This window comes from Synechococcus sp. CBW1108, assembly GCF_015840335.1.
In the GTDB taxonomy this organism is placed as follows: Bacteria; Cyanobacteriota; Cyanobacteriia; order PCC-6307; family Cyanobiaceae; genus Cyanobium_A.
Genome location: NZ_CP060395.1, coordinates 588,761 through 613,626 on the forward strand (window position 1 = coordinate 588,761; position 24,866 = coordinate 613,626).

The 24,866-nt window shown below is 67.1% G+C and carries 35 protein-coding genes and 1 pseudogene; 21 read left to right on the plus strand and 15 right to left on the minus strand.

All coding sequences use genetic code 11. The features are described 5' to 3' along the window. Window positions 1-32 precede the first annotated feature (32 nt). The 3 genes from rpsP to H8F27_RS03110 all read left to right on the plus strand — a co-directional run bounded on the left by rpsP (window position 33) and on the right by H8F27_RS03110 (window position 1,600). Window positions 33-437: a 30S ribosomal protein S16 gene (gene rpsP / locus H8F27_RS03100; protein WP_197151160.1), complete on the plus strand. Its 405-nt coding sequence runs from the start codon at window positions 33-35 to the stop codon at window positions 435-437. Between the two features lie 87 nt (window positions 438-524). Continuing rightward, a complete protein-coding gene (locus tag H8F27_RS03105; RefSeq protein WP_197151161.1) occupies window positions 525-761 on the plus strand; it encodes a hypothetical protein in 237 nt (78 codons plus the stop codon). Window positions 762-868: 107 nt separating this feature from the next. Continuing rightward, window positions 869-1,600, plus strand: coding sequence for a Bax inhibitor-1 family protein (locus tag H8F27_RS03110; protein ID WP_197153331.1), 732 nt, complete (start codon window positions 869-871; stop codon window positions 1,598-1,600). A 54-nt stretch (window positions 1,601-1,654) separates the two neighbouring features. On the opposite strand, the gene H8F27_RS03115 is transcribed toward H8F27_RS03110, so the two are convergent. Together H8F27_RS03115 and H8F27_RS03120 are read right to left on the minus strand one after the other, a co-directional pair. Next, a complete protein-coding gene (locus H8F27_RS03115) occupies window positions 1,655-3,187 on the minus strand; it encodes an alpha/beta fold hydrolase (protein ID WP_197151162.1) in 1,533 nt (510 codons plus the stop codon). Window positions 3,188-3,222: 35 nt separating this feature from the next. Continuing rightward, window positions 3,223-3,768: a hypothetical protein gene (locus H8F27_RS03120; protein WP_197151163.1), complete on the minus strand. Its 546-nt coding sequence runs from the start codon at window positions 3,766-3,768 to the stop codon at window positions 3,223-3,225. 93 nt (window positions 3,769-3,861) lie between these two features. Here H8F27_RS03120 and era point away from each other — a divergent pair, with 93 nt between their 5' ends. Then, entirely contained in the window at window positions 3,862-4,791 is a 930-nt protein-coding gene (era, locus tag H8F27_RS03125; RefSeq protein ID WP_197151164.1) for a GTPase Era, read from the plus strand. A gap of 3 nt (window positions 4,792-4,794) precedes the next feature. Here the strand turns inward: era and H8F27_RS03130 are convergent, their stop codons facing one another. Beyond that, complete coding sequence (locus H8F27_RS03130; protein WP_197151166.1) at window positions 4,795-4,932, minus strand: hypothetical protein; 138 nt, start codon at window positions 4,930-4,932, stop codon at window positions 4,795-4,797. A 65-nt stretch (window positions 4,933-4,997) separates the two neighbouring features. Between H8F27_RS03130 and H8F27_RS03135 the strand changes: the two genes are divergently transcribed. The 3 genes from H8F27_RS03135 (at window position 4,998) to H8F27_RS18170 (ending at window position 6,435) form a co-directional block, all read left to right on the plus strand. After that, on the plus strand, window positions 4,998-5,522 hold the full coding sequence (locus H8F27_RS03135; RefSeq protein ID WP_197151167.1) for a phycobiliprotein lyase: 525 nt from the start codon (window positions 4,998-5,000) through the stop codon (window positions 5,520-5,522). Window positions 5,523-5,527: 5 nt separating this feature from the next. Beyond that, on the plus strand, window positions 5,528-6,226 hold the full coding sequence (gene trmD / locus H8F27_RS03140) for a tRNA (guanosine(37)-N1)-methyltransferase TrmD (protein ID WP_197151169.1): 699 nt from the start codon (window positions 5,528-5,530) through the stop codon (window positions 6,224-6,226). Window positions 6,227-6,309: 83 nt separating this feature from the next. After that, window positions 6,310-6,435, plus strand: a complete 126-nt coding sequence (locus tag H8F27_RS18170; RefSeq protein ID WP_197151171.1) for an AbrB/MazE/SpoVT family DNA-binding domain-containing protein — start codon at window positions 6,310-6,312, stop codon at window positions 6,433-6,435. Between the two features lie 57 nt (window positions 6,436-6,492). On the opposite strand, the gene H8F27_RS03150 is transcribed toward H8F27_RS18170, so the two are convergent. Next, window positions 6,493-7,407 (minus strand): SPFH domain-containing protein, encoded by a 915-nt coding sequence (locus H8F27_RS03150; protein ID WP_197151172.1) that lies wholly within the window; start codon window positions 7,405-7,407, stop codon window positions 6,493-6,495. 64 nt (window positions 7,408-7,471) lie between these two features. Between H8F27_RS03150 and H8F27_RS03155 the strand changes: the two genes are divergently transcribed. From H8F27_RS03155 to larB, 4 genes are read left to right on the plus strand one after another with little or no spacing between them, the layout of a single operon-like run. Next, on the plus strand, window positions 7,472-7,903 hold the full coding sequence (locus H8F27_RS03155; protein WP_197151173.1) for an NfeD family protein: 432 nt from the start codon (window positions 7,472-7,474) through the stop codon (window positions 7,901-7,903). Between the two features lie 20 nt (window positions 7,904-7,923). Continuing rightward, window positions 7,924-8,406, plus strand: a complete 483-nt coding sequence (ispF, locus tag H8F27_RS03160) for a 2-C-methyl-D-erythritol 2,4-cyclodiphosphate synthase (protein WP_197153332.1) — start codon at window positions 7,924-7,926, stop codon at window positions 8,404-8,406. A gap of 44 nt (window positions 8,407-8,450) precedes the next feature. Next, a complete protein-coding gene (locus H8F27_RS03165) occupies window positions 8,451-8,834 on the plus strand; it encodes a TIGR03792 family protein (protein ID WP_197153333.1) in 384 nt (127 codons plus the stop codon). Next, complete coding sequence (larB, locus tag H8F27_RS03170) at window positions 8,831-9,541, plus strand: nickel pincer cofactor biosynthesis protein LarB (RefSeq protein WP_231596488.1); 711 nt, start codon at window positions 8,831-8,833, stop codon at window positions 9,539-9,541. Before H8F27_RS03165 ends, larB begins: the two co-directional genes overlap by 4 nt. Window positions 9,542-9,579: 38 nt before the next feature. On the opposite strand, the gene H8F27_RS03175 is transcribed toward larB, so the two are convergent. From H8F27_RS03175 to H8F27_RS03190, 4 genes are all read right to left on the minus strand, one after another. After that, window positions 9,580-10,548 (minus strand): DUF1517 domain-containing protein, encoded by a 969-nt coding sequence (locus H8F27_RS03175; RefSeq protein WP_231596489.1) that lies wholly within the window; start codon window positions 10,546-10,548, stop codon window positions 9,580-9,582. 25 nt (window positions 10,549-10,573) lie between these two features. Further along, a complete protein-coding gene (gene thiS / locus H8F27_RS03180) occupies window positions 10,574-10,780 on the minus strand; it encodes a sulfur carrier protein ThiS (protein ID WP_197151174.1) in 207 nt (68 codons plus the stop codon). Then, window positions 10,777-11,853: a thiamine phosphate synthase gene (locus H8F27_RS03185; protein ID WP_197151175.1), complete on the minus strand. Its 1,077-nt coding sequence runs from the start codon at window positions 11,851-11,853 to the stop codon at window positions 10,777-10,779. The genes thiS and H8F27_RS03185 overlap by 4 nt, the downstream gene beginning before the upstream one ends. Window positions 11,854-11,929: 76 nt before the next feature. Beyond that, window positions 11,930-12,937: a bifunctional riboflavin kinase/FAD synthetase gene (locus tag H8F27_RS03190; RefSeq protein ID WP_197153336.1), complete on the minus strand. Its 1,008-nt coding sequence runs from the start codon at window positions 12,935-12,937 to the stop codon at window positions 11,930-11,932. Window positions 12,938-13,015: 78 nt separating this feature from the next. On the opposite strand from H8F27_RS03190, the gene H8F27_RS03195 reads away from it, so the two are divergent. Then, window positions 13,016-13,597, plus strand: coding sequence for a DUF3611 family protein (locus H8F27_RS03195; RefSeq protein ID WP_197151176.1), 582 nt, complete (start codon window positions 13,016-13,018; stop codon window positions 13,595-13,597). Here H8F27_RS03195 and surE read toward each other — a convergent pair. Continuing rightward, the gene (gene surE / locus H8F27_RS03200) at window positions 13,582-14,394 is read right to left on the minus strand and encodes a 5'/3'-nucleotidase SurE (RefSeq protein ID WP_197151177.1); all 813 of its coding nucleotides are present in this window, start codon (window positions 14,392-14,394) and stop codon (window positions 13,582-13,584) included. The genes H8F27_RS03195 and surE overlap by 16 nt on opposite strands. Window positions 14,395-14,476: 82 nt before the next feature. Here surE and pheS point away from each other — a divergent pair, with 82 nt between their 5' ends. The 6 genes from pheS (at window position 14,477) to H8F27_RS03230 (ending at window position 18,512) form a co-directional block, all read left to right on the plus strand. Next, window positions 14,477-15,484, plus strand: a complete 1,008-nt coding sequence (gene pheS / locus H8F27_RS03205) for a phenylalanine--tRNA ligase subunit alpha (protein WP_197151178.1) — start codon at window positions 14,477-14,479, stop codon at window positions 15,482-15,484. Between the two features lie 73 nt (window positions 15,485-15,557). Then, window positions 15,558-16,475 carry an NAD(+) kinase gene (locus H8F27_RS03210; protein WP_197151179.1) on the plus strand — a complete coding sequence of 306 codons (918 nt, stop codon included), beginning with the start codon at window positions 15,558-15,560 and terminating at the stop codon, window positions 16,473-16,475. Beyond that, window positions 16,472-17,140: a response regulator transcription factor gene (locus tag H8F27_RS03215; protein WP_197151180.1), complete on the plus strand. Its 669-nt coding sequence runs from the start codon at window positions 16,472-16,474 to the stop codon at window positions 17,138-17,140. The genes H8F27_RS03210 and H8F27_RS03215 overlap by 4 nt, the downstream gene beginning before the upstream one ends. After that, window positions 17,140-17,616 (plus strand): DUF192 domain-containing protein, encoded by a 477-nt coding sequence (locus H8F27_RS03220; protein WP_370594461.1) that lies wholly within the window; start codon window positions 17,140-17,142, stop codon window positions 17,614-17,616. Before H8F27_RS03215 ends, H8F27_RS03220 begins: the two co-directional genes overlap by 1 nt. A 137-nt stretch (window positions 17,617-17,753) precedes the next feature. Beyond that, window positions 17,754-18,038, plus strand: a complete 285-nt coding sequence (locus H8F27_RS03225; protein ID WP_197151181.1) for a hypothetical protein — start codon at window positions 17,754-17,756, stop codon at window positions 18,036-18,038. A 63-nt stretch (window positions 18,039-18,101) separates the two neighbouring features. Further along, window positions 18,102-18,512, plus strand: a complete 411-nt coding sequence (locus H8F27_RS03230) for a nucleotidyl transferase AbiEii/AbiGii toxin family protein (protein WP_197151182.1) — start codon at window positions 18,102-18,104, stop codon at window positions 18,510-18,512. Here the strand turns inward: H8F27_RS03230 and cbiE are convergent. Further along, entirely contained in the window at window positions 18,463-19,755 is a 1,293-nt protein-coding gene (cbiE, locus tag H8F27_RS03235; protein WP_197153338.1) for a precorrin-6y C5,15-methyltransferase (decarboxylating) subunit CbiE, read from the minus strand. The genes H8F27_RS03230 and cbiE overlap by 50 nt on opposite strands. A gap of 69 nt (window positions 19,756-19,824) precedes the next feature. Between cbiE and H8F27_RS03240 the strand changes: the two genes are divergently transcribed. Next, complete coding sequence (locus tag H8F27_RS03240) at window positions 19,825-20,079, plus strand: hypothetical protein (protein ID WP_197151183.1); 255 nt, start codon at window positions 19,825-19,827, stop codon at window positions 20,077-20,079. Window positions 20,080-20,168: 89 nt separating this feature from the next. Here the strand turns inward: H8F27_RS03240 and H8F27_RS03245 are convergent, their stop codons facing one another. From H8F27_RS03245 to H8F27_RS03260, 4 genes and pseudogenes are all read right to left on the minus strand, one after another. Next, the gene (locus tag H8F27_RS03245; protein WP_197151184.1) at window positions 20,169-20,561 is read right to left on the minus strand and encodes a type II toxin-antitoxin system VapC family toxin; all 393 of its coding nucleotides are present in this window, start codon (window positions 20,559-20,561) and stop codon (window positions 20,169-20,171) included. After that, window positions 20,561-20,833, minus strand: a complete 273-nt coding sequence (locus H8F27_RS03250; protein ID WP_231596491.1) for a type II toxin-antitoxin system Phd/YefM family antitoxin — start codon at window positions 20,831-20,833, stop codon at window positions 20,561-20,563. The genes H8F27_RS03245 and H8F27_RS03250 overlap by 1 nt, the downstream gene beginning before the upstream one ends. Before the next feature lie 144 nt (window positions 20,834-20,977). After that, window positions 20,978-21,277: an aldehyde dehydrogenase family protein gene (locus H8F27_RS03255; protein ID WP_370594487.1), complete on the minus strand. Its 300-nt coding sequence runs from the start codon at window positions 21,275-21,277 to the stop codon at window positions 20,978-20,980. Window positions 21,278-21,399: 122 nt separating this feature from the next. Then, a pseudogene (locus H8F27_RS03260) lies at window positions 21,400-22,534 on the minus strand (IS5 family transposase). A 172-nt stretch (window positions 22,535-22,706) separates the two neighbouring features. On the opposite strand from H8F27_RS03260, the gene H8F27_RS03265 reads away from it, so the two are divergent. Both H8F27_RS03265 and H8F27_RS03270 read left to right on the plus strand, forming a co-directional pair. Beyond that, window positions 22,707-23,105 (plus strand): DUF6444 domain-containing protein, encoded by a 399-nt coding sequence (locus tag H8F27_RS03265; protein ID WP_197151187.1) that lies wholly within the window; start codon window positions 22,707-22,709, stop codon window positions 23,103-23,105. Beyond that, entirely contained in the window at window positions 23,065-24,195 is a 1,131-nt protein-coding gene (locus tag H8F27_RS03270) for an IS66 family transposase (protein WP_231596492.1), read from the plus strand. Before H8F27_RS03265 ends, H8F27_RS03270 begins: the two co-directional genes overlap by 41 nt. A gap of 158 nt (window positions 24,196-24,353) precedes the next feature. Here the strand turns inward: H8F27_RS03270 and H8F27_RS03275 are convergent, their stop codons facing one another. Then, window positions 24,354-24,593 (minus strand): aldehyde dehydrogenase family protein, encoded by a 240-nt coding sequence (locus H8F27_RS03275; protein WP_197151191.1) that lies wholly within the window; start codon window positions 24,591-24,593, stop codon window positions 24,354-24,356. Window positions 24,594-24,866: the final 273 nt, after the last annotated feature.

Consider the following 24,866-nt stretch of genomic DNA (forward strand, 5'->3'; position numbering starts at 1 on the left):
TGGTTGTTTGGTCACCTAGCGGCAAAGCATCGATGATTAAGCTCCGCCTGAAGCGGTTTGGTAAGAAGCGGGAAGCGAGTTTCCGCCTCGTGGCCACCAACAGCACCTCCCGCCGCGATGGCCGTCCGCTGGAGGAGCTGGGCATCTATAACCCACGCACCAAGGAAACCCGTCTCGATACCGAGGCGATCAGGGCCCGCCTGAGCCAGGGCGCCCAGCCCACCGACACCGTCCGTTCCCTGCTGGAGAAGGGCGGGCTGGTCGCTAAGACCGTGCGTGCCGCCGAAGTGGTCGGCAAGCTGAAACAGGCCGAAGCGCGCGAAGCCGCCACCAAGGCCGCCGCTGCCGCCAAGGCCGCCGAAGCTGCTGCTGCCGCCGCGGCTGAAGCTGAAGCAGCAGCTGCTGCTGCCCCTGAAGAATCTGCCCCTGAAGCCTGAGCACTTCTTTGAAGGCTGGACTGGCCACCAGCTAGGAACAGGGCTGAGCGCCTGCCCATCCCCGCCGAAATTGCCCTGGCCGCCCTGGTGGCCTACGGGCTCGTCACCTGGTTTACCGGTCTGTTCCCTGGCTATCTGCCCAAGATTGGCGGGCTCTGGTCGGCGATCTCCGCGATTGTGGTTACCCAGGCCACCAGCAGCCTCGATCCAAAGCTGAGTCCGGGGCTGAATGCCCTGCTGCGCTTCGCCGAATCCTGCATCGGCACCGGTGTGGCGGTGCTCGCGGTGCTGGTCTGGCCCGGCTCGCGGCGCCAGATCGAGTAGGAATACCAGATTCGATAGGGAGATCCGCACCAACCTCGGCCCCCGGGGCCTCCCGTTGCCTGCAGGGCGCTGTCAGGATGATGGAAGTTTCCTCCCTCTGGTGCGCCATGCCGGCCAGCAGCAATTTCCAACAAGCCATCCGCGAGGCCCAGTCGAGTGCCCTGGTGGGGCCCAATGTGGTCAACAAGGCCTTGCCCTACGTGGGCGGAGGCATGGTGCTCACCGCCGCTGGCGTGGTCGGTGGCCTCTCGATGATCGGCAGCCCGATCTTCATGCCCCTGTTCTGGGTGGCCCTGATCGGCAACTTCATCCTCTTCTTCGTGGCCCAGAACGCCGCCATGAAGGGGAACAACGGCACCGCCCTGCCGATCCTGGCCACCTACAGCCTGATCACCGGCTTCACCCTGAGCGGCATCGTGGCCTACGCCGTCAGCGCTGCTGGCGTAGGCGCCATTGGCACCGCCACCTTGGCCACCGGCATCACCTTTGTGGTGGCATCAGTGGTTGGTCGGCGCATGAGCGACAACGTCGGCCAGGCCCTAAGTGGCGTGGTGGGACTGGGCATCCTCGGCCTGCTGATCGCCATGGTGGTGCAGATCGTCGGCAGTATTTTTGCTCCGGGAGTCTTCAGCGGGGGCACGTTTGAGCTGTTGATCGCCGGCTTCGGCACCGTGCTGTTCGTCGGGGCCGCCTTCGTCGACTTTTACACCATGCCCCGCACCTATAGCGACGACCAGTATCTGGCCGGCGCCCTGGGCATGTATCTCACCTACATCAACCTGTTCATCTTTATCCTGCGGCTGATCATTGCCCTCAACGGCGGCGGCCGGCGCGATTGAGACAAGCTTCCTGCTTCAAGCAGCAAGCCTCCAGCGCCCGTAAAGGGCGCTTTTTTATGGCTGGTTGGCAGGCTCAGGCAGGTGCTTGGTGACATCCCGCAGGGGCATGGTGCTGCTCCCCCAGCCATCGGGGGGCAACTGGGGCGGACTTCCTGCTGGGGCCTGGCTGGCCGCACTAAACCAAGCCAGGATCAAACCCCGCAAAGGCCCCCCGCCAGTGGTAAGGGAGGAACGCAGATTGAAGTGGGTCCCCCCCTCGACCAGCACGAGTCGGTGGCCCTCACTGGTTGTTCGCACAGCCCGACCCACTGGCTCAATCGCTTCCGGACCAGGGGGAACAACCCAGTCGTTGCTGCCGCTCACCACCAGCACGGGGGCACCCATCCCCTTGGCGGAGTCAACATCGAACAACAGCCGCATCGGCGGACTCACCGCCACGGCAGCAACCACCCGGGGATCGGCAAGCGCGGCACTGTCGGCTGAACCAACAAAATTGCACTGCAACACCCAGCTGAGATTGCGCCAGGGATGGCGCAGGTCGTCGCACAGCTTCCGCATCCTGGTGGAGGTCGGCCTGGCCCCGGCCAATTGCAGGGCCGTCGTCGCCCCCCAGGAATGGCCAGCCACCAGCACCGCCTTGGTGTTCACCGGCCGGCGGAAGTTCAATTGACCCTGGGCCGCCGCATCGATCACCGCCGACACATCCTTGGGCCTCAGCGCCAGTTCTGCCGGTTTCGGTGGCGGCTGCTTGCCTGAGAGCATGGCCCGCTGCTGGCTCTGATCGCTGCCGGGATGGCGCGGCAGCGCCACCGTGTAGCCATGGCTAGCCAGGTGTGCAGCCCAGCCCTCGAAATTTCTGGGGTCATCCCAGAGGCCGTGGGAAATCACCACCAGGCGATCTGGGGCAGCTGCGCCGGCGGCCGGCTCCCAGATCACCACCGCCAGGGGCTCGGGACGGTGGGCCACGTCAATTTTGAGCTCCCGGCTCGCGCTGGCGAACTTCCCGGCCTCCAGCCAGGGCCCCTTGCTGCTCACCGCTGGCAAGGCGGCAATCAACTGTTCGGCCTGACGGCGTTGGGCCCGGAATCTCTGCAGCGAATAGCCCAGCCGGCCCAGCTCCACCGTGACGCTCTCGCCAGGAAGATTCTCCAGCACATCCAGCAAACTGATCCCCCCTTTGGCGGCCGCCAGCTCCAGTGCCCGGTGAAACTGGGCCGGCTCAATTGGCTCAGGCAGGCCGTCGATGTCTCCGAGGGCTCCCACCAACAGCAGCACCTGCTCCAGCAGGGGCGATCCGTTGGCATTGAGCAATACGGCCTTCAGCTCCAGGGGCAGGTTGGACTGCAGCACCGCTTTGAGCTTCTGACCGATCACCCCGTTGGTGGCCCGGTCGAGTTCGGCCAAATCGCTATCGCCAGCAAGCAGGGCCGCCGGGCTGCGCAATTCGGAAACCCGGATGAGGAAGTCGGTCTCCAGCAGGGGCAACCGCAACCGGATGGTTTCAATTGATCTGGCCGCTGGCGGGGCCAGCAGCGCAGCGGAGCAAAGCCCCATGGCCAAAGCACGAACCAGCCGGGACGCGGCCATCGAGACAAGCCAAGGAGCAGTCATCCTGGCCCAGCTCAGGCCTCGGCTACCGCCTCAATCGCGGCAGCAATGGCGGCTCTCTGCTCGCTGTCGTACCCCCAGCGTTCCAGGAAGGCCACGTCGTCGCCCTCCCCTGCCGTTGCAGCCAGCAGAATCTCCAGCCTCTGCTTGACGGCCAGGGGCTCCAGGCCACGCAGCAATTCGGTGCAGCGCGCCCGCACCCGCTCTGACGCCGCCTGCTGCCCCCCATCCCCCGCCCGCTGGTGGTGCAAGGCCATGGCGGTGCTCATCGCCAGGTTGCGGACCGAGAGATCCACCACGCCCGCGCCAGCCTGGCGCAGTTGCAGCAACAGGCCTTCAGGCAGCCGGTCCATCAGGGGGCCGTCACCGGCCAGGCTCACCACGAAAAAGCCGCGGGCCCCATCCCGACTGGCCACCAACTCAGCCACCCGATCTGCCAGAACCTCATCGCTGAGTTCGCCGTTCTCCCAGAGGGCCAGCCACTGGGCCGTGATCTCCATGGCCTGCTGGAAGCTGGGCTGGAGGGGAGCAGCGGAGTCATCTGACGGGGCTGGAGCCATCGCTGGGGAGATCTCTGGGCGGAGATGCAGCACGCAGCTCCAGCCTATGGGCGAGATCGCCAGCCAGGTGCTGCCGGCTGCGAGGCTGGAGCCATGGAGTTCCCCGCGACCATCCCGGCCCTGCCCACCAGCCCAGAGGGCTTCCGCTCTGGCTTCGTGGCCCTGATCGGCCGGCCAAACGTGGGCAAATCCACCCTGCTCAACCAGCTGGTGGGCGAAAAGGTGGCAATCACCTCGCCGGTGGCCCAGACCACCCGCAACCGGCTGCGGGCGATCCTCACCACCGAGGCGGCCCAACTAGTGCTGCTCGACACCCCTGGCATCCACAAGCCCCACCACCTGCTGGGGGAGCGCCTGGTGCAGAGCGCCCGGGGGGCGATCGGCGAGGTGGATGTGGTGTTGCTGCTGGTGGATGGCAGCGAGCCGGCGGGCCGGGGCGACGGCTTCATCGTGGAGCTGCTGAAGCACTGCCGGGCGCCGGTGCACGTGGCCCTCAACAAGAACGACCTGGTGGATCCGGAGCAGGCCGAGCCGCTGGCCGCCAGCTACCGGGAGCTGGCGGGCGACTGGCCCCTACACCCGGTGAGCGCCCTCAGCGGCGAAGGCACCGGGGCCCTGGTAGCAGCCCTGAGCGCCGAGCTGCCCGAGGGGCCCCATCTCTATCCGGCCGATGCGGTCAGCGACCAGCCCGAGCAGCTGCTGATGGCCGAGCTGATCCGCGAGCAGGTACTGCACCAGACCCGCGAGGAGGTGCCCCACTCCGTGGCGGTGAGCATCGAGCGGGTGGTCGACGACGGCCCCCGCACCGCCGTACTGGCCACGGTGCTGGTGGAGCGCTCCAGCCAGAAGGGCATCCTGATCGGCAAGGGGGGAAGCATGCTCAAAACCATCGGCCAGGGGGCACGGCTGCAGATGGAGAAGATATTTGAGGGGCCTGTGTACCTGGAACTGTTCGTCAAGGTGGTGCCGGGCTGGCGCCGCAGCGCCGCCCGCCTGAGCGAACTGGGCTACCGGGGGGACTGAGGCTCAACCTTGACCGCTGAACCGATGCACGCAAATCAGGCTGACGATTCGGAGCCGGTCGTCCTTGCCGAAGCCGTTCTGGCTTGCGATTTCAAGGCTGACTTTGACGATGACATCGAGGCGATGTTGGGCGATGTTCAACGCCGAGGACCCATACCCCGAGCTGCCCCCCAGACCCGCCCCAGGCAGCTGAGAGAATCGCAGCCATGAGCGAGCCCAGCACCGAGTCACTCACCGACACCGCCCCCTTCCCTCCCGAGGAGATCGGCGGCTTTCTGCGCCACTGCGCCGGCGAATGGATGGGCCTGCGCAGCCAGTTCGCCCTGGCGGCGGTGGGCGCCGCAGCTGAGCTCGACACGGAAGACGGCGACGCCTGGCACAGCAGCGAGCGCGGCGAACTGGTGGTGTCCTTTCTGGAACCCGAGGCTCCGGGCGGCGCCGGCGGCCTGCGGGTCTGCCCCAAGGATGGCGTGGCCCAGCAGCTGCACTTCAGCGCTGACGGCAACTTCCGCAGCGGCGATCAGCAGGGCAGCTGGCAGCTCTGGCCCGACGGCAGCCTGGAGCTCACGATCCGCTCCAATGACACCGAGGTGCGGGAGCGCATCTGGTTCACCAAGCCCAACCTGCGGCTGCGCAGCACCGTGGAGAGCAGCGCCGACGGCAGCCCGGGCCGGGCCAGCTTCAGCTCCGAGATCCGCCGGGTGAGTCGCCCCACCGCCCCGGTGAGCTGAGCCCCATGCGCCTGGATGTGGTGAGCCTGGCGCCTGAAGCCTTTGCTCCGCTGCTGGCCCTGGGGGTGATCGGCCGCGCCTTTAGCGCCGGCATCGCAGCACTGCACACCCACAACCCGCGCGACTTCGCCCCCGACAAGTACCGCAAGGTCGACGATGAGCCCTACGGCGGCGGAGCGGGCATGGTGCTCAAGCCCGAGCCGGTGTTTGCAGCGGTGGAGGCGATTCCGGTGTTGCCGCGGCGGCGGGTGCTGCTGATGAGCCCCCAGGGCAAACCCCTGCAGCAGGCCGACCTGCGCCGCTGGGCCACTGAATACGACCAGCTGGTGCTGATCTGCGGCCACTACGAGGGCTTCGATGAGCGCATCCGTGCCCTGGCCGATGAGGAGGTGTCGATCGGCGATTTCGTGCTCACCGGCGGCGAATTGCCGGCGGCGGTGATCATCAACGGCGTGGTGCGGCTGCTGCCGGGCACCGTGGGAAGCCAGGCCAGCCTGGAGGAGGAAAGCCACAGCGCCCTGCTGCTGGAGCACCCCCACTACACCCGTCCGGCCAGCTTCCGGGAGCGGGAGGTGCCGGCGGTGCTGCGCAGCGGCGACCATGGCGCCATCGCCCGCTGGCGCTTCGAGCAGCAGCAGCAGCGCACCCGCGAGCGACGGCCGGATCTTTATGCGCGCTGGCAGGAGCAGCAGCCCCAGCAGTAGCCGACGCGCACTGGGTTACATCCAGGGCGCCGATGAGAAGCGACCCCATGTAAGGCAATCTGCCTTCCTGTTGAACAATGAGAATGATCACGCTCAGCTCAAAGGGTCAGCTGACGATCCCCCGGCAGCTGCGTGAGTCCCTGGGACTGACTCCCGGCAGTCACCTCCAGGTGAGCGTGGATCGGCATGGACGGGCTGTTGGTGCCTGATCTTTACGAACCAGAAGAGCTCTTCCACCATCGCCGCTGCCGCTGGCTGTGTGTCACTCAGCTCTGGCCCTGCTGCAGACCCCGCAACGCCGTGAGCAGGGCTGCCGGGCTCTGGGGATCCACCATCAGCACGCTGCCGCCGGGGGCATGGGCCATCTGCTCGCCCATGGCCATCCAGTCGCCGGCCAGTAGCAACCGCATCGCCTCAGCGGCTTGAGGGTTGGCCTGGATTGCCTCGGCCAGCCGGGTGGCGGCGTCGGCCCTGGCCTGGGCGAACAGGGTCTGCTGCTGGGCCTGGGCCTGGGCCTCCAGCAGCAGTGCCTCCTGCTTGGCCCTGGCATCGAGCACCAGCGCCTCGGCTCGACCACGGGCGGCATTGAGCTGGGATTCGCGCTCGCCCTCGGAGCGCAGGATGACGGCCCGCTTCTCCCGCTCGGCGGTCATCTGTTGCTCCATCGCCTGCTGCACCCCACGGGAGGGCTGGATATCGCGCAACTCCACCCGGGTCACCTTCACGCCCCAGGGATCGGTGGCCTGATCCAGCTCCTTGAGCAGCACCTCATTCACCTCCTGGCGGGTGGTGAAGGTTTGATCCAAGTCGAGCTTGCCCATCTCGGCGCGGATCTGGGTGAGCACCAGGTTCACCATCGCCGCCTGCAGGTTGTCGACGGCGTAGTAGGCGCGGGCGTGCTCCAGCAGCTGCCAATACACCACCGCATCTACCTCGATCGCCACGTTGTCGCAGGTGATGCACTGCTGGGGCGGGATGTCAAGCACCCGCTCCTTGAGCGATTCGTGGCTCACCACCTTTTCGAGCACCGGCAACACCAGCGACAGGCCAGGCTGCAGCTGGCGGTCGTATTTGCCGAGGCGCTCCACCAGCCGCGACTGGCCGCCGCTGGTGACCTTGACGCTGTTGATCCCGAGCAGGGCCATCAGCACCAGGGCGGGCAGACCGAACAGGGCTTCCATGGAAATGGCCTCGCACTGGCTTCAGGCTAGGCACCATGGTCGGGCTGCCCCTCCCGCCCCTGCCATGGCCGCGCTGACCTGGTTTTTGCTGGCGTTGATCCTGCTGGGCGTCAGCTGGCTCGGGGTCGATTTCGACGGACTGCTGCCCGCCGTTCTGGCCGCCCTGGGGCTTTCCTTACTGCTGGCCGCCGTACCGGCCCTTGGCCCGCTGGCCCAGCTAGGGGTGTTCGCAGGGCTGACCCTGGCCCTGCTGCCCTCTCTGCAGGGCTGGTCGAGGCAGCGCCGAACGCGGGCGATTCCACCAGGCGGCAGCAGCGATCGGGCCAGCGTGATCAGCGGCTTCAGCCCGGGGGAAGAGGCTGGGCGGGTGCGCTGGCAGGGGCAGAGCTGGGCAGCCATCAACCTTGAGCCGGAACGGCAACTGCAACTCGGCGAGGGCGTGCAGGTGATGGGCCGAGAAGGTAACCGCCTACAGGTTCTGGGCGATAGGGTTTGAAGCCGCTCCCACTGCGGCCCATGCAGCTACGCATCGGCAACGGCTACGACATCCACCGCCTCGTGCCGGGTCGGGCGCTGATCCTGGGTGGCCAGCGGCTGGATCATCCAGCCGGCCTGGGGCTTGACGGCCACAGCGATGCAGACGTGCTGGTGCACGCGATCATGGATGCCCTGCTGGGGGCCCTTTCCCTGGGCGACATCGGCCTGTATTTCCCGCCAGAAGACCCCCAGTGGCAGGGGGCCGACAGCCTGGTGCTGCTGGAGCAGGTGGGGGCCCTGGTGGCAGAGCGGGGCTGGAGCGTGGTGAATATCGACAGCGTGATCGTGGCCGAGCGCCCCAGGCTCAAGCCCCACATCGGGGCCATGGGCGCCGCGATCGCCGCCCGCATGGGGCTCTCGGCCGACCAGGTGGGCGTCAAGGCCACCACCAACGAAAAACTGGGCGCTGAAGGACGGGAGGAAGGGATCTCATGCCACGCCGTGGCCCTGTTGCAGAAATGATTGGGGGGGTGGCGAGGTTGCTGGCCCTTGGGCTGTGCCTGGCCATGCTGCTGGCAGGCCATCCCGACAGGGCGATCGCCGGGCGGGATGGCCCCGACGGCGGCTTTGAGGTGGCCGTGGTCGAGCACCTGCGCGTGAAGGTGCCGGCTGAAGCGCGCCAGGCCTGGATCGCCGCCGAAGCGAACAGCTGGGAGCCCTGGCTGGCCCAACAGAAAGGATTCCTCGATCGCCAGTTGCTGTGGGACCCCGCCACCGAGGAAGGCACCCTGCTGATTCGCTGGGCCAGCCGGGAGCAGTGGAAAGCAATCCCACCGGCTGAGTTGGATGCGGTGCAGGAGCGCTTCGAGCAGGCGGCCCGCCAGGCCACAGGTAGGCGCCAGGGCAATCCCTTCCCCCTGGTGTTTGAAGGGGAACTGCTACCGCCATGAGTAGCTCCATGAGCAGCGCCATGAGCAGCGAGCACCGCCTGGATCTGGGCCGTCGCCAGCGGCTGGGGATGGTGGAGGCGATCTGGGGCGAAAACAAGAGCGCCGACCAGATCACCCGGATCCTGATCGCCACCCACGCCGCCGGTGAACTGGCGCTCGCCACCCGCATCGAGCCCGCAAAAGCCCATGCCGTGGCCCTCGAGCTGGGGCCCAACCTGGCGGGGGAGCTGCAGTTGCAGCAACACCTGCAGGCCCGCTGCCTCACGGCCGGCAGCCTGCCGAGCCCCGATCCCAGCCGGGGCCGGGTGGCGGTGCTGGGCGGCGGCACCAGCGATCTACCGGTGGCGGCGGAGGCCCAGCTGGCCCTCGCCTGCCATGGAATTGCCGTCCAGCTGGTGCTGGATGTGGGCGTCGCCGGGCTGCACCGCCTGCTCGATCGCTTGGAGGAGCTGCGCAGCTGCCCTGTGCTGATTGCCTGCGCCGGGATGGAAGGGGCCCTGCCCACGGTGCTGGCCGGCCTCCTGCCCCAACCGGTGATCGGCGTGCCGGTGTCGGTGGGCTACGGCGTCAGCGCCGGCGGCCAGGCAGCCCTCAGCGGCATGCTGGCCAGCTGCGCCCCAGGGTTGATGGTGATGAACATCGACAATGGCTACGGGGCAGCGATGGCGGCCCTACGCATCCTCAACAGCCAGGCCCCAATGGGCTAGCTGTTGGCTCATCAATCCGTGTAACTTATCAGAGGAATTTAAAGGTGTTGCAGCTGGGGGTAGGCGGTGAGCAGTTCTTCGGTGCTGAGCACCTCACCTGCACCCTCTGGTTGCCAGATCACCTCAATCGCAATCAGGTCATCTGCGCCGACCGCGCCTAGTTGCTGGAGTGCATCCCGCAGTTGATCGGCGCTGCCAGCCCCCTTGATATTGAGGCGGTTGCGACTGGCCACCAGCAGGGTGATGGCGATGAAATCGCTGCTGGCGTCGCTCTCACCTGAAACAACGCTGGCATCGCTGAAACGCTGGCCGGAGACATTGCTGGTCACCTCGCGCTGCAGCTTGCTGCGTTCGCCCATCGAGAGACGGTTGAAGGTGGCTTCGGCACTGGCGAAGGGCACCTGGCCCACTTCGGCATTGGCATACACCCAGAGATCGGGGTGGCGCAACATGGCCAGGGTGGTCTCCTGCAATAACGCCTGCAGGCCTGCCGCACGCCCGGTGTCGGCGCTACCTGCCAGCCGTCGCAGGTCCCGTTGGAGCTCCCGGGCCGAGGCCAGAAGACCAACCTGCAGCTGGCTGATCGTCACGGGGCCATCCGGCCTGCCATAGGCGAGCTCGGAGCCGCGGCCAGAGGGAAGGGGCCCAGCCTGGCCGCCACCGCCTTTGATGGCATTGAGCAGCAGGCCCACAACAGCCATCAGCACCAGGAAGCCAAACAGGCCGCCGCCGCCGAAACCGAAGAGGGGAATCAGGAAGGGGAAGCCAATGCCACCGCCGCCATAGCCGCCCCGGTAGCCCCCGTTAAAACCACCCCCACCCCCATAGCCGCCCCCGCCATAGCTGCGGGGCATGGAGGGTGCCGAGCGGAAGCTGCCGCCACCGATCCGGCCGCCGCTGGCCGCCCAACTGGGGCTGGGATGGGCCAGCAGGAGGGTGAGGGCCAACACGGGTACAACCAGCAGGCTGGCGCAGCGCCGCAGCAGGAGGGGGGTGGAACGCGCCAAGGCGCTTTAAGCAGATGGAAGGAATCTAGGAACCACCACCGACGATGGTGACCACCTCCAGTACGTCGGATTCCACCACCAGCTGCCCGGTCCAGGCCGAGCGGGGCAGGATCGTGCCGTTGAACTCCACCACCACAAGCCGGGGCTGGTAACCCAGCTGCCCGAGGGCCTGCTCCAGGTTGAGACCGGCGGCACAGCGGCGCGCTTCGCCATTCACCACCAGCGTGATCATCCCCTGGCCTCGAGCTCTGCCAACAGGCCGGCAGCGGCCGCCGCGGGATCGGCCGCTTCGGTGATCGCCCGCACCACCGCCACCCGGGTGCCGCCAGCGGCCCGCACGGCCGCCAGGTTGCTGGCATCCACCCCACCGATAGCGAAAAAGGGAATCGGGCTGGCCGCCGCGGCCTGGCGCACGTAATCGAGGCCCACGGGCTCCCGGCCCGGCTTGGTGGGAGTGGCATGCACGGGGCCCACCCCCACGTAGTCACAGCCCTCGCTCACCGCCTGCTGCAGCTGGGCCAGGGCATGGGTGCTGCGGCCGATCAGGCGATCGGGGCCGAGCAGCTGGCGGGCAATGGCCGGTGGCAGGTCCCCCTGGCCCAGGTGCACCCCGTCGGCCTCCACCGCCAGGGCGATGTCGATCCGGTCATTGACCAGAAACAGGGCGCCGTGGGCGGTGCAGAGCTGGCGCAGGGCGCGGGCCTGGCGGAGCTTCTGCAGGTCGTCGAGGCCGGCGGCCTCCTTGGCCCGGTATTGCACCAGGCGCACTCCGGCCCCGAGGGCGGCGGCCACCACCCCCTCCAGATCGGCCACCGGCGAGGTGACCAGATAGAGCCGGCAGCTGGCCAACGCCTGGCGCCGCCCCCCCCCGCCAGTGGCGGCGAGGCGACAGGCCTGCAGCAGATCGACTTCCAGGTCGTAGAGGAGGTAGCGCAGGGTGGCGGCCTCCTTTGCCAGATCTGGATCGCTGCTGCGGCCAAATTCCTCCAGCACCCGCAAAGCCTCCTGCACCCGGCCCGCATTGGCACCCACCACGGCACTGGGGCTGCGGCGCTCCGCCTGGGCCGGGTGGCCCAGGCCAGCGGCCGGATCGGTGGCCGTATGGCGAGCAAATTTGTAGGCATCCCGGTGCAGCCGGCCCAGCCGCTGGCGCATGTCCTTGGTGCGGGCCACCAGATCGCCCCGGTCGAGGCCAAAACGGGCCCAGTCCTCCAGCACCCGCAGGCCCTCCCGGGCCCGGTCCAGGTTGGCGTCGAGTAGACGATCCCGGGCGGAACGGTCAAAGCTGTCTAGGGTGGAATCCATCGCGCAGGGGCCAATGGCAGGCGAGCCGGGCGGAGTGGACAAGGCCAATTCCGACAACCCGATGCTGGTGCTGATCTCAGGGATTCTGCTGCTCGGCGGGATTGCCACCTTCATCGGCTGGGGCCTCACCCACGCCTACCCCGCCCCATAGGGCGCGGGCCCGGTCGGCGTCGGCCGCAATCTGGCTGCTGAGGTCTTCGAAACTGGCAAACGTCTGCTGGCGACGCAGCAGCTGCAGCGGCTGCACCTGCAGCTCCATACCCACAAGCTCCAGGCGGCGATCGAGCAGGTGAACCTCCACCGCCGAGGGGGCCATCGGATCCACCGTTGGCTGGGGGCCGAGATTCATCACCGCCGGCAGCATCGGCCCCCCCGCCACTGACACCGCGGCGGCGTACACCCCCTCGAGGGGGAGAAATTTGCGCCCGTCCACCTGCAGATTGGCGGTGGGCCAACCGAGGGTTTTGCCCAGTCCCCGCCCTGGCACCACCAGGCCTCGGAAGCGATAGGGCCGCTCGAGAAGCCGGTGCGCCTCCGCCACATCCCCCTCGGCCAGCGCCCGACGGATGCGGCTGCTGCTCACCCTCTCCGTGCCATCCCAGAGCATGGGCAGCACTTTCACATCGATGCCATGGCGCTGGCCGATGGCCGCCAGGGTCTGGCTGTCGCCGCAGCGGCCGGCCCCGAAGCGGAAGTTATCCCCCACGGCAATCCGCCTGGCCCCCAGCTGGTCCAACAGCACCTGCTGAACAAACGCCTCCGGGCTGAGGGCGGCCAACTCCTGGGTAAAGGGCACCAGCACCAGCTGCTGAATGCCGAGCGGCTCCAGCAGGTGCAGCTTCTCAGCGGGCAGATCCAGGGGCAGCCGCGCCTCCCCGTGCAGCACTTCGCGCGGATGGGGCCAGAAACTCACCACCGTTGGGACGGGAGTGGGCACGGGAGCAGGCACGGAAGAGGGCGCGGGAGCGGGCAGATCCGTGACCGAGGCAATCACCCTTCGGTGGCCCTGGTGCAGGCCATCAAAGCTGCCCAGGGCAATGGCTGTCGGCCGGCGGGCTTCCTGGGGGGATCGCAGGGGTATCAACGCTACGGAAACCAACGGCAACGGAAGCCAAATCGATCTTCCCATGGCACCTTTGGGGCACAAACCGGCACTGGCTGCATGGCTGACCGCCTCGACCTACAGCTGATCGCTGCAGCCCTGCGGCGCATGGGCTGGGTACGCCTCTGGGCCCAGGTCGTGCTGGCCGTGGTGGTGGTCGGCGTCCTGCTGTTCAACAACATTGGCGGCCGCTTGGCAGCCAATTCCTCCCGGGCCCTGGGCCTGGGGCCTGGAATTTCGCTGACAACCCTGGCCTTTCTGCTGCTGCTCTGGTGCATCTGGCAGAGCGGGCTGATCGTGCGCTGCGGCCGGGCCCTGAATTCTCCGGTGCGGCCCAGCAAGGGCGAAACGGCAAAACTGATCAAACGGGGCCTGCTCGCCGATTTGGTCGGTCTGAGCCTGGCGGTGATTGGCTATCAGTCCCTGGCCGGCAGCTTGTTTGTGCAAGCCTCCCAGCAGGTGCCGGGGTTCTTTGGTGCCCAGATCCAGGCGGCCCCCGGTACCGCCGGCCGGGTGGTGGGGCTGCCGATCACCTCGATCGAGATGCTGTCCGTACTGGGCAACACCCAGGTGCTGTTTGCCCATCTGATTGGGCTGTGGATCAGCCTCTGGCTGCTGCAGCGGGTTTACCGCTCCACCTGAGCCAGCAGACCACTCAGATCCGGCAGGTCGCGGGTCACCCCACGCCAGAAGATGTCGGGTTGGAGCGGGGTCAGCGAAGGGGCACCGGTATTGATCTGGGCAACATCGGTGGGCCAGCTTTCTGGCCCGGAAACCTGGGCTTCGAGGTCATTGACCACCTCCCCTGCCAGCCAGTAGTAGGTGTGCCCGCGGGGGTCCACCCGCTGCTCGAACTGGTCGGTGTAGCGGCGCACCGCCGAGCGACACCAGCGCAACGGCCCGATCGCCTCGGGGGGCCGGGCGGGCACGTTGAGGTTGAGCAACATGTTGTCGGGCCAACCCTCCGCCAGCATGCCCTCGGCCACATCCAGGGCCAGCCTGGCCGCTGCCGCAAACTGACGCCACTGGAAGTCGGCGCTGCTCACCGCCAGGGCGGGCAGGCCCTCGATCGTTCCCTCCATCGCCGCGCTGACGGTGCCGGAATACAGGATGTCGGTGCCCAGGTTGGGCCCGTGGTTGATGCCGGAGAGCACCAGATCCGGCCACTCATCAAGGAGGGAAAAGAGGGCCAGCTTGACGCAGTCGGAGGGGGTGCCACTGCAGGCCCAGGCCTGGACGCCGTCATCAAACAACTCATCGGCCCGCTCCGCCCGAATCGGGGTCTGCAGGGTGAGGCCATGGCCGGTGGCGGAGCGCTCCTGGTCTGGACACACCACGCTCACCTGGTGGCCGCGGGCCAGGGCTGCATTGGCAAGGGTGCGGATCCCCTCGGCGAAAACGCCGTCGTCGTTGCTGATCAGGATCCTCAACGGTGCCATCGGTCGCAGGGAGATCTCGCCGCAACGTAACGGCCCAGCGCTGGGGCGCCTACTTAAAGTCTCGACTCCCTCCGCACCTGCCGTGAGCGCCACCGTGTCCCTGCAGCAGCTCACCGACCAGCTTGTGGCGCTTGAAAGCGAGGCGGCAGCTGAGATCTCCGCTGCCACAACCGCCGCCGAGTTGGAGGAGCTGCGGGTGGGCCTGCTGGGCAAGAAGGGGCGCCTCTCCGGCCTGCTGGGGGCCATGGGCAAGTTGCCCGGCGACGAAAGGCCCCTGATCGGCCAGCGAGCCAACGTGCTCAAGGAGCAGGTGCAAAGCCTGCTCGGCGAGCGGCTGAAAGCGGTTAAAACCGCTGCCATGGCAGAGCGCATCGCCCGGGAGAGCCTGGATGTGACGGCCCCCTGCAGCTACACCCCAGCGGGGCATCGCCACCCGCTGATCAGCACGATCGAAGAGATCGTCGACATCTTCAGTGGGCTGGGATATCGGGTTTCAGAGGGGCCGGAGATCGAAACCGACCACTACAACTTCAGCGCCCTCAACATCCCGGAGCACCATCCGGCCCGGGATATGCAGGACACCTTCTACCTGGGGGAGGGCCGCCTGCTGCGCACCCACACTTCCCCGGTGCAGATCCGCTACCTGGAACAGAACCCGCCGCCGGTGCGGGTGGTCGCCCCTGGCCGGGTGTATCGGCGCGACCCGGTGGATGCCACCCATTCGCCGGTATTCCACCAGGTGGAGGTGCTGGCCATCGATGAGGGCCTGGATTTCAGCCACCTGCGCGGCACCGTGACGGCCTTCCTGCAGCAGTTTTTTGGCGACCTGCCTGTGCGCTTCCGGGCCAGCTACTTCCCCTTCACCGAGCCCAGCGCCGAGGTGGATGTGCAGTGGCGGGGCCGCTGGCTGGAGGTGATGGGCTGCGGCATGGTCGACCCCGCCGTGCTCACCGGCATAGGCCTCGATCCGGAACGCTGGAGCGGCTTTGCTGCGGGCTTGGGGGTGGAGCGGTTCTGCATGGTGCGCCACGGCATCGATGACATCCGCCGCCTGTACACCAGCGACCTGCGCTTTCTGGAGCAGTTCTAGGACAACAGGAGCCCTGGGGCGAGCTAGCTGAAACTGGGCCCATAAACTCAGGCAACTCCCCGCCCCCCGATCGGTGCCCCGCGTCGGACTGATCGTGAATGACGGCAAAGGCGTGGCCCTGGCCACTGCCGATGCCATCGAGGCCCGATTCAAGGCGGCCGGCTATGGCGTGGTGCGGGTGAGCAGCTCCGGCGGCATGGTGGGTTTCGCCAACCCAGACCAGCACCTGCGCAGCCGCGGCTATGCGGCCTGCGTGCCGGCAAACTTCGCCCCCGACCTCAGCCTGGCCGTGGTGCTCGGCGGCGACGGCACCGTGCTCTCGGCCGCCCGCCAAACCGCACCCATCGGCGTGCCGATCCTCACGGTCAACACCGGCCATCTCGGCTTTCTGGCGGAGGCCTACCTCAACGAGCTGGAGGCGGCGCTGGACCAGGTGCTCAGCGGCGAGTGGACGGTGGAGGAGCGCACGATGCTGATCGTCAGCGTGATGCGCGGCGAGCAACGCCGCTGGGAAGTGCTCTGTCTCAACGAGATGGCCCTACACCGCGAGCCCCTCACCTCGATGTGCCACTTCGAGATCGCCATTGGCCGCCACGCCCCCGTGGACATCGCCGCAGACGGCGTGATCCTCGCCACCCCAACGGGCTCCACCGCCTATGCCCTCAGCGCCGGCGGCCCGGTGATCACGCCCGACTGTCCCGTGCTGCAGCTCACGCCGATCGCACCCCACTCGCTGGCATCGCGGGCCCTGGTCTTCAGCGACCGGGAGCCGGTGACCGTGTTTCCAGCCACCCCCGAGCGACTGATGATGGTGGTCGATGGCAGTGCCGGCAGTTACCTCTGGCCCGAAGACCGGGTGCTGGTGCGGCGCAGCGAGCAACCGGCCCGCTTTGTGCGCCTGGCAGACCACGAGTTTTTCCAGGTGCTGCGCAACAAGCTCGGCTGGGGGTTGCCCCATGTGGCCAAACCCGGCAACGGCATGGCCCCATGAGTGAAACGCTGATCCTGCTGGTGGGAGAGGAGGCCGAAGCCCTGGCTGCGCGGCTGGAGGCCTCTGGATACACCTGCAGCGCCGCAGCCCCCGCCCCTGCTGACCCGGCCCCCGATGCGGTGCTGCTCTCCGCCGACCAGGCCGGCCGCATCCCGGCGTTGCGGGCCCAATGGGGCGACCTGCCCCTGCTGCTCGATGTGGGCGAGGACACGGTGGAGGCCCGGGTTCTCTGCCTCAGTTCTGGCGCCGACGACTTCTGGCTCTCCAGCCTCGGCCCCAGCGATCTGCTGATGCGGCTGCGGTTGCACCTCGATCTCACCCGCCGCACCAACATCCCCGTCCAGCTGCTGCAGGTGGGCGACCTGGTGGTCAATCCCAGCACCCGCCAGGTCAAGCGGGGTGCGCGGTCCGTGGGCCTGACGGCACGGGAGTACCAACTGCTGATCCTGTTGCTTGAGCGCAAGGGCACGGTGGTGGGGCGTGACCTGATCCTGCGCCAGGTGTGGAACGACGACCTGGGCACAACCAGCAATGTGATCGAGGTGTACGTGCGTTATCTGCGCCACAAGCTGGAGGAGGGCGGCGAACAGCGGCTGATTCATACGATCCGGGGCCAGGGTTACTGCCTGAGCGAGCGGTCACCCCAGCTGGAGGCCCGCAGCTGATGGGTTTCCGTGCCTGGATGACGGGCCTGAGCCTGCCCGGAATGGCGGCCATGCTGTGCGGCTTCACGCCCCCGCCCCAATGGCTGCCGATCACGGCCCAGTGGTGCCTGGCACCCGAACGCTGTATCGCCCTGGAGGTGGCCGACACCCCCGAGAAACAGAGCAAGGGCCTGCAACTTCGCCCCCCCCTGCCGTCCCTGCGGGGGATGTGGTTTCCCTACAACCCGCCCTCGCTGGCGAGGTTCTGGATGCACCGCACCCCCGAGCCCCTGGACATGCTGTTTGTGCAGGGCGGCCGGGTGGTGGCGATCGAGGTCCATACCGCCCCCTGCATGCGCCTGCCCTGCCGCAGCTACGGCCCCGACCAGGCGGTGGACGGCGTGCTCGAACTGGCCGCCGGCCAGGCCGAGGCGTTGGGGATCCAGGTGGGCACGGCGGTGCGGATAGAGGCCCTTGGGAGCCAGACCGCACCCTGAAGTAACCGCCAGAATGCAAGCAAATGACCAGAATGGGAATCATCTAGCTAGGCATTCCTTGCCATCCGGTGCGCCAGGCCCCCAAGGCCGTTGCACCGCATCGAAACCGGAGCCTCCTCGGTGACGGTGGGGCCTTGATGAATGTGCTGGATGCCCTTGATCTCTCCCTGATCCAGCTGGTGGATGCCGACGCCGAAGCAGCAACCGCCGCCAAAGCGGAGAGCATCGAACTTGCTGACTATCCCCTTCTGCGGCAACTGGCCTGGCATGTGCAAGGCACGAGCACGCCGGGTGCGGCGGAAGCGGCTGGGCTCTATGCACGCCATCGCAGGTGGCTGGATCTGGAGGAGCTGCAGCCGCAGGAGCGCCAACTGATCGCGTCTCTGACTCACGCCATCCCGGAGCCCGATGTTCCGGCTTGAGCACCACCGCCGGATTGCGAGCCTGCTGGTGCAGCTCAATCCGCAGCTGCTGCGCCAGCACCATTGCCTGTTGGGCGGCGGCAGGGCGAGATCAGCCTGGAGATGCCCAGCAAGGAAAAAGCAGTGTGTGGCATCGCCTCGTTGACGCTGAACGATCTCATCTGCAGCAAGCTGCTGGCCAATTCCGACCGCTGGAACGACGATGGGGTGTTGAACCGCGATCTGATTGATCTGGCCCATCTGCCCCTGACCCCAGCCGTGTGGGATCAGGCGTTGACCAAGGCCGAACTGGCCTATGGCGACGCAGTGCGTGCCGACCTGAGCAAGGCCCTCGAGCGGGTGCAGCAGCGCAAGGGCTGGCTGGAGCGCTGCCGTCAGGCTCTGGCGATCGAAGCTCCCCGGGCGGCGCTGTGGCAGCGCCTGCTCATCCTGCAGCGGCTGGCAGCCGCCCCTTCAGCACCAACACCGGATTGAGCGGCGCCAGGCGGGTGCCATCGGCGAGGGCGGCGCCGCGCCAGGCCTGGTGCTGGGCCACGGCGACGGCGCAGCCGGCCTGCTCCAGCAGGGGGCGCAGCACGGCCAGGGCCTCCACGGTGGCCAGGGGAATCACCACCATGCCGCCGGGCCGCAGGCGCTGCAGCACCGCCGCCAGCACGGCCGCCCGCTCGCGGCCGCTGCCGCCGATCAGCACCCGGTCCGGATCGGGCAGCTCGGCCAGCACCTGCGGCGCCCGGCCCTCGAGCAGCCCCGCCGGCAGCACGCCCAGCCGCTCGGCATTGGCGGCGATCAGGCCCGCCGAGCCGCCCCGCTGCTCCACAAACCAACCCGCCAGAGCCGGCCGCAGCCGCAACGCCTCCAACCCCACCGAACCCACGCCGGCGCCGATATCCCAAAGCACGCCGCGCTCGGGAAGCTCCAGATCGGCCAGCAACTGGATGCGCACCTCCCGCTTGGTCATCAGGCCGGGGCGGTCGTCGTGCTGGAGAAACAGACCGTCGTCGAGACCAAACAGGGGCAGGGACGCGGGATCGGCGGGCGCAGCCGGCGGCTCGGCGATCAACAGCACCAGGTGCAGGGGATGGCAATCCCCGGGGAGGGGCGCCTGGGGAGCCAGGCGCTGCACCCGCTCCTCGGGGTGCCCCAGCCGCTCGCACAGCCAACAGGCATAGGCCGCCTCCAGGCCCGAGGCCGCCAGGATGCGCCGCACCTCCTCGGCGCCGCCGCGGCCCGGGTCGGTGAGCACCGCCAGGGCGGCAGGCCGTTTCTGCAGGGCCGCCGCCAGGGGTTCGGGGTCGCGGCCATGCAGGCTGATCCAGCTGGCGTCCTGCCAGGGGCGGCCGAGGCGGGCGAAGGCCAGCTGCAGGGAGCTGGGGGCCGGATGGAAGCGCAGCCGCCCGGCGCCGAAGCGCTGCAGCAGCAGCCGGCCAATGCCAAACCAGAGCGGGTCACCGCTGGCTAGCAGCACCGCCGGGCATCCCGCCGCTAGGGCCTCCTCCACGGCCCCGAAGATCAACTCCGGCCGGTCGCTGGCCAGGAGCTGGGGGCAAGGGCTCCCCGCTGAGATGCGCCCGGCCGCCTGCTCGGCCCGCCACCAGGGCTCCAGCTCCGCCAGCAGCCGGGCCGGAGCCACCAGCAGCTGGGCAGCCCGCACCAGGGCCAGGCTGGGGGGCACCAAGCCGGCCACGCCACCGGCATCGGTGCCGATCACCTCCAACACGGCCAACTCCGCCAGGGTGTCCTTGCCAATGGAGCCATGATGCCCAGCCGAGTGAACCCCCGCCCGTCCATGAGCGACCGCCGCCAGCGCATCCACGATCTGGTGCTCGCCCTGCTGGCCCAGCAACAAGACCTGGAGCTGCTGGCGGGGGATGGCACGGGCCTGCCCAGCGGTGATCCTGGCAACTGGATCGAGCGCAACCGCCGGGTGGTGCAGCGCTATCAGGCCCTGGTGCGCTCCGCCGTCACCCTCGACGCCCTGGTGGACCAGGAGGTGAATGGGGGTTTCCAGGCGCCAGCGGCCCCAGCCCACCAGGAGCCCTGAAGGCTCTGCTCAGCCTTGGGGCCGCTGCAGTGGTTCGATCACCATGGGGAAAACGGCTGCAGCGATCGAGCCCCTGCGCAAGCTCTCCTTCAGCGGCGAGCATCCTGCAACGGGCAGCCATAGGCATGAAACGCCCCATCGGCGCTCACCAGCAGCAGCGATTCGCTGATCGACTGGGCCACGAGCAGGCGGTCAAACGGATCGCGGTGATGGAGGGGCAACTGCTCGAGCGTCAGCAGATGGGGAAGATCAAGCGGCAGGAGCTCGAAGCCGCACTCCTGAGCCCATGGGATCGCCTGGGCGGCAGAGAGCGGCATGTCGCTGCGGGTCAGGGCGTGCTTGATGGCGATCTCCCAGAGCGACACATGGCTGATCAGCACGCTGCTGGCCTCGGTGGTGATCAGATCGCGGCTGCGCGGGCCCAGCCTGGGCTCATCACTGATCGCCCAGAGAAAGGCGTGGGTGTCGAGCAGGAGGCGCATCAGGGCTGCTCAAACAGCTCGGCGATCAGCGGATTGGCGGTATCGATCGAATCGGGAACCGTGAACTGACCGCGGGCCACTCCCAGGCTCCGGGGCGGCGCAGGCTCCTGCAGGGCGGTGAGTCGCGCCACCGGCCTGCCGTTGCGGGCGATCACCACCTCGCTTGCCGCACCTGTTTCGATCGCCTCCACCAGGCGTGAGAGGTGGGTCTTGGCCTCCAGCATGTTGACCATGCGACGACCACCGCCGCCAGCGGCCGAATGACTTGCCATCTTGCCGAGAACACAGAAAAGATCACAATTTAGACCAGACCAGACCAAACCAGGGCAAGAAGGAGCCCGCCATCCGCCGTCTGTTCGAAGCCATCGCCTCGGTAAGTGATCTGCGACCGCAGCGCCGTGAACGTCCCAAGACGGTCAAGCGCACGGGAGAGCTTTGACGATCGACTGGGCGCGCGTCAGGGATTGGAAGCCGAGCTCTGACATGGCAGCCATACCGTTGCCCGACCTTCCCCAGCCGCTCCAGGCGACCTCCGGATGCACGTCGTTACACCAGTTGAAATAGACGGTGCCCGACCGGGCCTCTTCAAGGATGCGTTCCTGAAGTGCAGGATTATGGGTGAAAACCGAAGTCGTCAATCCGAACAGCGGGTGGTTAATTAGGAGTTTGCGGAAAAACTGCCTGAAAGGCCGCGTTTTTCCCTCCAGAGAGCTGATTGTGCTCCGTTCGGGCTGAAATGATGCGTTTCAGCGGTTCAGAACGCCCGATTTCAGGCGTTTTGCCCCGTTGGGGCTTCCTGGAGGCCGCCTCATTGGCACACCTCTGGGCAACCACCTGTTCATGCCGCCGCCATCGCCGGTTTGAGCAGGTTGCCCAGCCGGATCAGGTTGTAGGCGATCACGTGCAGGCCAAACACCGCACTCACCTTGTCGGTGCCGCGCAGTTTGAATTGGCGCAGACCGCCCCACTGTTTGATCCAACCAAACACCTTCTCGATACCGCGGCGGGCATTGATCGACTTGGCGTAGCCCTCGTGGCGCGTGGTGCGGCCATCAATGGCGGAGCCACCAGAGCGGGCGGTGTTCTGAGCGACGTGCGGCGTCACGGCGATGCGACGCATCTCGGCGACAAAGCCCTTGGTGTCGTAGTTCTTGTCGGCACCGATGGTTTTTTGGTGGGCACCGGGGATGTCAGCCGCCATCGCTTTGGCGGCTGACATCCCCGGTACCCACTGCTTGGGTAACGCGGCAATCGACGATCAGGGCATGGCGGTTGTCCATGAGCACGTGGCCTCGGTAGCTGGGTTGAGCCGGGTGGGAATTGGACTTGCGGGCCAGCAAGGCGTCTGGATCGACGCTGGAGCGGTGGGTCTTGTTGCTGAGCTTGATGCCGCGGAAGTCACCCTTGGCCCGCTTCTTACCGGGCTTTGGAGCGCCAAAGCCCTCGCCAGGGCCTGACGACGGTGGCGGTGGGTCCTGCTGACCATCGGTCCGCTCCAGTGAGGCATGGGACGCCCAGGCCTGCAGCAGGGTGCCATCCACTGAGAAGTGTTCGTCGCTGAGTAGCGGCTTGACCTCCGGAGCACCCATCAGCTTCTCCAGGAAGCGCCCCATGACCTGCTCGTTCAGCAACCGCTCCCGATTTTTGGTGAATGTGGTGGGGTGCCAGATCGGATCATCCGGGCTCAGGCCCACAAACCAGCGGTACAGCAGGTTGTAGTGGAGCTGCTCCAGCAACAGCCGCTCCGAGCGAATCCCGTAGAACGCCTGCAGCAACGAGGCCAGCAGCAGCTGTTCTGGCGGCACCGAGGGCCGGCCTTCTGCGGCGTAGAGCGCGCAAAAGGTGGGATTGAGCCGATCGAGGGCCTGATCCGCCAGTTTCCGGATCCGCCGCAGCGGATGACTGGCCGGGATCCGCTCCTCAATCGACACGTAGGAGAACAGGGAGCCGCTGCGCTCCCGGTGACCTCGCATCTGGGCTGGGCGGTTAATCCATTTTCGCGCAGGCTTGGTTTTTCAGCAAACTCTTAGGCCAAGAGCTTCGTAACCGTTCAGGGGGCGGGACGGGTCATTGCGCACATGGTTCCTGCTAAACCCTTGACGGCGGCTTGATTCCCGGTTGCATCTCAGGCAGAGACCGCCTGTGATGAGCGCACCTCCGGCCGGGATTCCAGAAGCAGACTGGTTGTTGTGGCCAGCCACTGCCAAGGCATTCATCGTGGCTCAACAGCAGGAGATTGAGGAGCACCGCAACCAGCTCGTCGCCCTGGCCACCGAGCTGGCCCAGCTGCGTGAGCGGATCGGCCGCAGCTCGCGCAATTCCTCCAAACCGCCCTCCAGTGATGGCCCTGGGTTTAAGCCGCCGGAACGGCGCAAGGGCAGTGGCCGCAAGCGCGGCGCTCAGCCGGGCCACCCTGGATCAGGCCCTGAGCTGCTGCCGATCGAGCGGGTTGATGAGGTGGTGGAGCATCATCCCGATGCCTGCCGCCGCTGCGGCACTTTGCTTGCGGGAGAGGATCCGCAGCCTGCGCCACCAGGTGATTGAGGTCCCGCCGATCACGCCGCTGGTGATCGAGCATCGGCTGCATCGCTTGGTGTGCCCCTGCTGCTCCACCAGCACCTGTGCCCCGTTACCGGCGGATGTGGAAGCCAGTCAGTACGGCCCAAGGCTCAGTGCCCTGGTGGGTTTGCTCGGTAGCGCCTTCCCGTTGAGTTTCACCAAAACCCAGGCGCTGCTCGATCAGCTGCTGGGGGTGGAGATTAGTCGCGGCGCCATTGCGGCAATCCGCCAGCGCTTGAGCACAGCATTGGAGCAGCCCGTGCATCAGGCCATCGCTTTCGCCCGTCAGCAACCGGTGGCCTACGTGGATGAAACCGGCGCACCCATCGGCAACGCCGATGGCGGCAATCCCACCGGCAAGCGTGGCTGGCAGTGGGTCATGGTGACCGCTGTGGTGACGGTGTTCATCCAAGGCCTGAGTCGATCGGGGGCCGCCGCCATCGAGCTGCTCGGCAGTGCCTTTGGCGGCATTGTGGTGAGCGATCGCTTCTCGGCATACAACCACCTGCCCATCCAGCAGCGTCAGCTGTGCTGGGCGCACCTGATCCGTGATCTCACCGCCATCGCCGAACGCCCAGGCGCCAGCGCGGAGTTCGCAGCGGAGCTGTTGGGCCTGCAGCAGCAGCTATTTGCCCAGTGGCGCCAGTGGAAGGACGGAACGATCGACTGGCCCACGTTGCAGCTGAGTTGCCGGCCGATCCGCCTCCAGTTCGAGGCCACACTGCAGCGAGTGGTGGATCTGGGCTTTGCGCGAAAGGAGCGAACGCCATGGGCCCAGACCGTGCGCACCTGCCAGCAACTCCTGCAACGCAAAGAAGCCCTGTGGACTTTTCTGGATCACCCCGGCATCGAACCCACCAACAACGCAGCAGAAAGAGCCCTGCGCCAGTCGGTGATTCAGCGCAAAATCAGCCATGGAATGCAATCCCGCCAAGGTGCGATCTGCCGCAGCCGGCTGCTCACGGTCACCACCACCCTGCGGCAACAGGGCCGGGATGCCTGGGAGTTCCTCGAGCAGGCCTGGATCGCCCATCACCGTGGCGGGGTGATGCCGTCCCTGCTGCCGGATCCCTGAGTTCAACAGCAAAAAGCAGCACGGCTTCTTTGCCCGCTCAGCGATGAGCAATCAGGCGTGCATTCGCGCGGCGGTGCATCCCGACCCCTGAACGGGTACAGAGCTTCTTCATCATTGGCGACCCCGGACACCGGAAGAACCGGTCCGAATGTCTCCTCCTACATGACACGCATCCGCGTGGTAGCCCCTGTAATAAGGGTCGGACGCAAAAAAGTGAAGCCGTCCTTCTCAAAGGTGATGCCACCGGTCTCGATGCGGGCGCCCGAGGCGACAGCATCTTCCACAAGTTCCATAAGATAATTTATGGCTGCGGGCCCGCCGTAGAGCGGTCCCAGCTCGGTCTGCGGGTCGAGCGGATTGCCGAATCTTCGCCCATGCCTGCTTTGCGATGAGGGCATTGATGACCTTGGCGTTGGCGGACTCGAACATTTCGAGCGCCTGCTCAGTTATCACCGCGCCGGTATAGGGATTTTTCAAATCGTTGGCCGGAAGCCCATAGCTTTACATGCGAAATTCTGAAGCTGTATGCGTTTATGGGAAAATGGTTGATGTACTTCGTGATGAGATCGCGGCTGCGGGCGATCACTACCTCATGTTGACCATTCGAGGAACACATTCCAATCCCGTAGGCGCACCTCCAGGGAGCCCCGACCCAGGGCCCAGCAACCTCT